This window comes from Paramesorhizobium salinisoli (genome assembly GCF_003335045.1).
GTDB classification, from domain to species: domain Bacteria; phylum Pseudomonadota; class Alphaproteobacteria; order Rhizobiales; family Rhizobiaceae; genus Paramesorhizobium; species Paramesorhizobium salinisoli.
In genome coordinates, this window is the sequence record NZ_QOZG01000045.1 from 1 (window position 1) to 5,385 (window position 5,385).

4 protein-coding genes and 3 pseudogenes are annotated in these 5,385 nt (G+C 58.7%); 3 read left to right on the forward strand and 4 right to left on the reverse strand.

Features of this window, described 5'->3' with window-relative positions:
- Positions 1-129: 129 nt before the first annotated feature.
- Positions 130-924 (reverse strand): annotated as a pseudogene (locus tag DUT91_RS24325) (ISL3 family transposase); the annotation flags it as partial.
- Between the two features lie 333 nt (positions 925-1,257).
- On the opposite strand from DUT91_RS24325, the pseudogene DUT91_RS24330 reads away from it, so the two are divergent.
- Positions 1,258-1,943 (forward strand): annotated as a pseudogene (locus DUT91_RS24330) (lactate dehydrogenase); the annotation flags it as partial.
- Positions 1,944-1,980: 37 nt separating this feature from the next.
- On the opposite strand, the gene DUT91_RS24335 reads toward DUT91_RS24330, so the two are convergent.
- Entirely contained in the window at positions 1,981-3,093 is a 1,113-nt protein-coding gene (locus DUT91_RS24335) for a Fic family protein (protein ID WP_114442969.1), read from the reverse strand.
- A gap of 363 nt (positions 3,094-3,456) precedes the next feature.
- Here DUT91_RS24335 and DUT91_RS24340 point away from each other — a divergent pair, with 363 nt between their 5' ends.
- Positions 3,457-3,669 (forward strand): hypothetical protein, encoded by a 213-nt coding sequence (locus tag DUT91_RS24340; protein ID WP_114442970.1) that lies wholly within the window; start codon positions 3,457-3,459, stop codon positions 3,667-3,669.
- On the opposite strand, the pseudogene DUT91_RS24345 reads toward DUT91_RS24340, so the two are convergent.
- Positions 3,644-4,096 (reverse strand): annotated as a pseudogene (locus tag DUT91_RS24345) (type IV secretory system conjugative DNA transfer family protein); the annotation flags it as partial. The gene DUT91_RS24340 and the pseudogene DUT91_RS24345 overlap by 26 nt on opposite strands.
- A 34-nt stretch (positions 4,097-4,130) precedes the next feature.
- On the opposite strand from DUT91_RS24345, the gene DUT91_RS24350 reads away from it, so the two are divergent.
- A complete protein-coding gene (locus DUT91_RS24350; RefSeq protein WP_114442971.1) occupies positions 4,131-4,547 on the forward strand; it encodes a sensor histidine kinase in 417 nt (138 codons plus the stop codon).
- Positions 4,548-4,783: 236 nt separating this feature from the next.
- Here DUT91_RS24350 and DUT91_RS24355 read toward each other — a convergent pair.
- Positions 4,784-5,385, reverse strand: a 602-nt coding sequence (locus tag DUT91_RS24355; RefSeq protein ID WP_114442973.1) for an IS3 family transposase, incomplete at its 5' end; no start/stop codon positions are given.

A 5,385-nucleotide genomic window follows, 5' to 3' on the forward strand; every position in this document is an offset into this window, starting at 1 on the left:
ATAAGCATTTCAGCGATCACGCGGGAAATTCGCGACCAGCCGACAGACTATTATGACGGTACGCGACGAGGGTTCACCATCCGTTCGATCTTAGCGTGTCTGGGAGAACAAACCTTGTTCCGACCCCGTAGCGCTGGCGATCGCATCTTCGGAGAGAATGGGTCTAACATGGGCGTGGCCATAAACGCTCATCTGTTCCTTGATCGCCGCCCTGAGATTTTGGACCAGATGAAAACGGTCAGCCACCTGGCGGGCCTGCGGTGTGCCCTCCCGGGCTGCCTGGGCATACAGGCCACAGCGGTCTCGGCTAACAACTTCGATCGTCGGACGTTCTTGCAACCATGCTTTTGCGCTCTCAACGCTGCGGTCGTCCAGAACATCGACAACCGATTGACGCTCAAGATCGACCATGATCGTGCCGTACCGCGAGGAATGCCGCCAGCTCCAATCATCAATGCCCACAACCCGAATATTGTCTTCCTGCATGGACGCCGGATTATTGCGCTTCAATTGCCGCAAGATCGTGTCGTCACTGACCGGCATACCGAGCCGATGCATCAAGTATTCACCCGGGCGACCGCCCATCTTGTGGCCAATCAAGCGTACAATCTCGGCCATCCGTTCAACGTGTAGGGTGAAGCAATCTCGGGCAACCGGTCAGTGAAAGGTTCGTCGCCCGCATTTCCGGTGCCTACACTGCCACCGGTTCAGTGCGAGTTTGATTTTCACAACTTGACCCTGAACAGGCAAGTCCTGGAGGCGGCGGTTGTGCCAGCCGTGCCGGTGCCGGCTTTGCCTTCCGCAATCCGGGCAGATACCGACAGGTTTCGCAGCGGCAGAAACAACCCAGTTTTCTTCATCTTGAAGGGTGATACCCAGAACTTTGACCCCTGGGCCGGGTGACCATTTCAATTGCGTTCGCATCCCCGAAGATAGCAATCGCGGCGCTAACACTCTGTTAACCACAGAAATTGAGGATGAACCGTTAAATATGCGACACTTGGTGAATGATTCCAATGGGTTGCCCCTGTACTTAAATTGAGATTCTGTACTTAAATGGGTCTTCCTCACTTTGTGTGGTGGACGGTTGATTGTCTGCTCAGCTCCCGTCATAGGCCGCCAAATTGAAGACCAGAACAGCAGATTGCGGCCTCCTGGACGCTGGAAATTGCCATGCTGGACCTCGAATGCTGTGAACATCTGCGGTTGCGGCCCGCTTTGTGCATCCACCACACAAAGTGAGGAAGACCCTATTTAAGTGGAAAGCGACAGCTGATGCAGAAGCCGGCCTGGAGGCCGACATTGCTCGCCTGGAGCGTCTGCGCGCCGCCCATGACGACGATCTCTTTGCCGTCCGCCGGCCGCTCTGCGATGCCGAGCTCGAGATCGAGACGGCCAACCGCCGCATCGGCGAGATCGGACAGGACATCGAACGGTTGGTTCCGACATCAGGCGATGCCTTCACGATGACCCTGATGGGCAAGCCGTACACGGAGCGCAAGGATGCCGGCCGGGCGTTGATGAACGAAATCCTCACCCTCGTCCAGCTCCAGAGCCAGGGTGAAGTCCACATCGCATCGATCGGCGGCTTCGATCTCGTCTATGAAGGTGAGCGCTTCGGTCGAGGCGACAATTACCACTATCAGACCCTGCTCCAGCGTACCGGCGCGGATTACGACATCGAGATCGCCGTCACCGTCACACCGCTGGGCGCCATCTCACGCCTCGAGCACGCGCTCGACGGGTTCGAAGAGGAGCGGGAGCGCTATCGTCAGCGGCTCGAGGAGTACCAGCGGCGGCTCTCCTCCTACCAGTCGCGGCAGGGGGGCACCTTCGCCTTTGCTGACGAGCTGGCTGAGAAGCGCCAGAAGTTGCGTGAGGTCGAGGAGGCGCTCGCCAAATCCGCTCGCGATGACACTGAGGCGCAGAGAAACGCGGCCTGACCCGCTCTCGCTGACGCAACGGCCTCGACCGGGTCGCCTATGCGTAGGTTGCGATATTCAGCCGGTAGCGCGTTGCCTTGCGCTCGCCGGTGCGCAGCAACGCTCCTTTCTCGACCAGATCGGAGAGGTCGCGTGTTATGGTCGAGGGCGGAGCGCCGGTGATTGCCGCGTAGTTGCTGGCGCTCAAGCCCCCGGTGAACCCGTCAGGACCCTCAGCCAGCATGCGCAGCAGCACTTTTTCCTGTCGCTCGTTCAACGTGTCCCGCAGCCTGTCCATGAAACGCGTCTTTTCAATCAGGAAGCGGACCAGTTCGTCCGCGGATTTCTGGGCTTCGAGCGCGCGGTCGGCGAACCATGAGAGCCAGGCATCGATAGCAAGCGTGGTGCTCGCCGCTTCCAGCATGGCGTAATAGTCCTTGCGGTGACTCAGCAGCGACTTGGACAATGCGCTGAAGGTTGGCGTCGAGATCGCCCGTGCAAGCGCGCTTTCGGCGATCGCCCGGCCGATACGGCCATTGCCGTCCTCGAAAGGGTGGATGCTCTCGAACCACAGATGAGCGATGCCGGCACGGGTGAGGGCGGCAAGCGGGGCCGGCCCTTCGGGAGAGGTCCGTTCAAGCCATTCGAGAAGCCTCCTCATCTCGACCGCCAGGCGCTCGGATGGAGGTGCTTCGAAGTGCACACGCTCACGACCGAAAGCCCCTGAGACAATCTGCATCGGTTCGCCATGACGGCGATAGCCGCCGATATCGGCGATGTCCCGGCGGCCGTTCATGACCATCCGGTGCCATTCGAAAAGCCGCTCCTCGGTGATGGGGGTAAGCGGGTGGCGGTAGAGGTCCGCCATCATTTCGGCAATGCCTGCTTCGGCCGGTCTGCTGCGGAAAGCTGCCGCGGACATCCCAAGCTGTCGTCGAAGAGACGATTGCACGCTGTCGCGATCGAGGACTTCCCCCTCGATGGCGGATGTGCTCAATGCATCGGAGCTGAGGAGCTCGATCACGACCTCCTCGCGGTCATCCTTTCCCAGATGGCGCATGGTGCCTACGGCGATAGCTGCATTCTCCATGAATGCGAGCTCCCTGGCCCGCAAAAGCTCGGGGTTCCATTCGAAATCCGGCCACCCCTCCAATTCCCAATTCCATGCCATAAGCGATAAACTCCGTATTTATCGCCCATAATGCCGCAATAAAGTGAGCGATAAAAGTGATTTGTTTTGCTCATGCCGCAGCGGCCGTTAAACGGAGCAGGGAAAGAAAGAAAGAAAAGAGGAAAAGGAGAAAACCGGTCGCAGACCGATCAACCCGCCGCCGCTTTCGCTCAACCGTCCCCTCCTCACCCCTGCCGGTCGTTCTCGCAAGGCTTCGCCCCGCTCACCCTGACCGGCAGGGCCGCTCGGGCGCAGTTGCGCCGGTCTGCCCACCCTGCGGTCCAGGAGATGTCTTCGGAAAGAACTGAAGACGGACAAGAACCGGTGAGGTGCCGGTTCCGAAACCCGGAAGGAGCAAATCTCATGCAGATCCTCAAACTCGACCCCCGTGCGCTGAAGGACAATCCCGATGACGCGGCCGCCTGCTTTGGTAAGCCGGGGATCTGGTACAGCGAACAAAATCTCAGCACTTTTGTATCCGGACGTGATGAACTTGATTTCACGTTCTGCCTGTTGCCGCCTAAGTCGGCTTTGCCACCATTGCCACATGTCACGTTCCCGATTTGGCTGGTTTGAATTGGCTGCTTCCCACAAGCGCCGCCATCTCTTTACGGCGGAAATAGATGGCGCGGCCGCAGCGGAGTGGCGGGTTGCCGCTAGTAAAGATGATCTGTTCATCGGTCCGCATCCGCGTCACCTCATATGGCAAGATCAATGGCCGCTGGCTTAGCTGCTTTGAGCGAGTCCGCGAGGTTCCGCCATTGCGCGAATTGCGGCTGACCTGGTTGACCTCGATGGTGGTCATGCCGCAGCGCTTGGAAATATATTCGGCCGTCTCGGTGTCGTTGATGGCGGAGAAGGATACCCAAGAGGCGGACTCGAACCATTTGCTGGTCGCATCGCGACCGCCAAAGGCTTCGCGCATCTGGCCGAGCGACTGAAACAGCATCAGCAAAGTGACGCCATACTTGCGGCCGGCGTCGCGTGCTGTTTCGATAACCCGCCTACCCGATCTTCCACCTATCGCTTCGGAGCAGTTGCAAATTGCCGCGAATAGGGTGGCGGCGGTCGCGCGGGTTCACCAGAACTTTTACCTTGAAGCTGCGGACGAGATATCCTGCATAGGTTTCCTGCGTCGATTGTGCGCCGATCTCTCCGGCATTCTCGACAAGCCCATCAAGGTGGACGGCGACGAAGGAAACGTTCCCACGAAACGCATCCAACCGATCGGGCTAATAGTGAATGAGCTTGCGGCCAACGCCGCTAAGCATGGCGCGACAGAGATCAACATCGTTTACGAGATCAACGGTGACGTGCATGAACTCAGCGTCAGAGACGACGGTGAAGGCTTGCCCCCCTGGGTTCGATTTGGAGCAGAGCTCAAGTGGTCTCGGAATGAAAGTAGTCAGGGCTCTTGCGGGCCAGCTTGGTGGTCGCGTCTCTTCGGTTTCTAACCCCGGCGGCTGCTGCTTCACAGTGGCGTTCCCCGCCCAGGGTCCGGCTACATAATGGGGAGTCTTCTGGCGGCAGGATTCTATCCGAGGATCTGTGAAAGGGCCATCTATGGATCGGAATTGTTTCTGGCTCAGCGGCGCCCTGGGCGAGCGCGCCGTTTCAAAGATTACTCCTGGCTAGCTGACGTGCTCCCCGTCTTTAGGCCACCCGGAGCTGGAATTTTCCGGGTTAAGGCTCAGGCGGGCGGGGGTGCCGATGAGCCGTTCATGAGCGACATCGGCACCTTGTTGCCGATCGCGCTGTGTGGCCGGAATTCGTTATAGTCTCTACGCCAATCCTCCATCTTTGACCGTGCATCGTCAAGACTCATGAACCAATGGGCGTTCAGGCACTCGGCGCGGAACTTGCCGTTGAAACTTTCGATGTAGCTGTTATCGGTCGGCTTGCCCGGCCGAGAGAAATCAAGCACGACGCCCTTGTGATAGGCCCAAAGATCAAGATCTCGGGAAATGAACTCGCTGCCATTATCGACACGGATCGACGCCGGATAACCCACCTGCCGGCACACTCGCTCCAGTGTCTGAACCACATCTTCACCTCGATAGCTGAAACGGGCATCGACTGCCGGTGAGAACCGCGAGAAGGTATCGACGACGGTCAGCACCCTGATCTTGCGGCCGGTGGCCAACTGATCATGAACAAAATCCATCGCCCAGACATGGTTGGAATGAGTGGCCTCAGTACGGTCGGCCCGCAGCTTCGCCTTGACCCGTCTCTTCGGAACCTTGTTGCGCAGTTGGAGGTCCATCTCCTTGTAAAGGCGGTAGATTCGCTTCG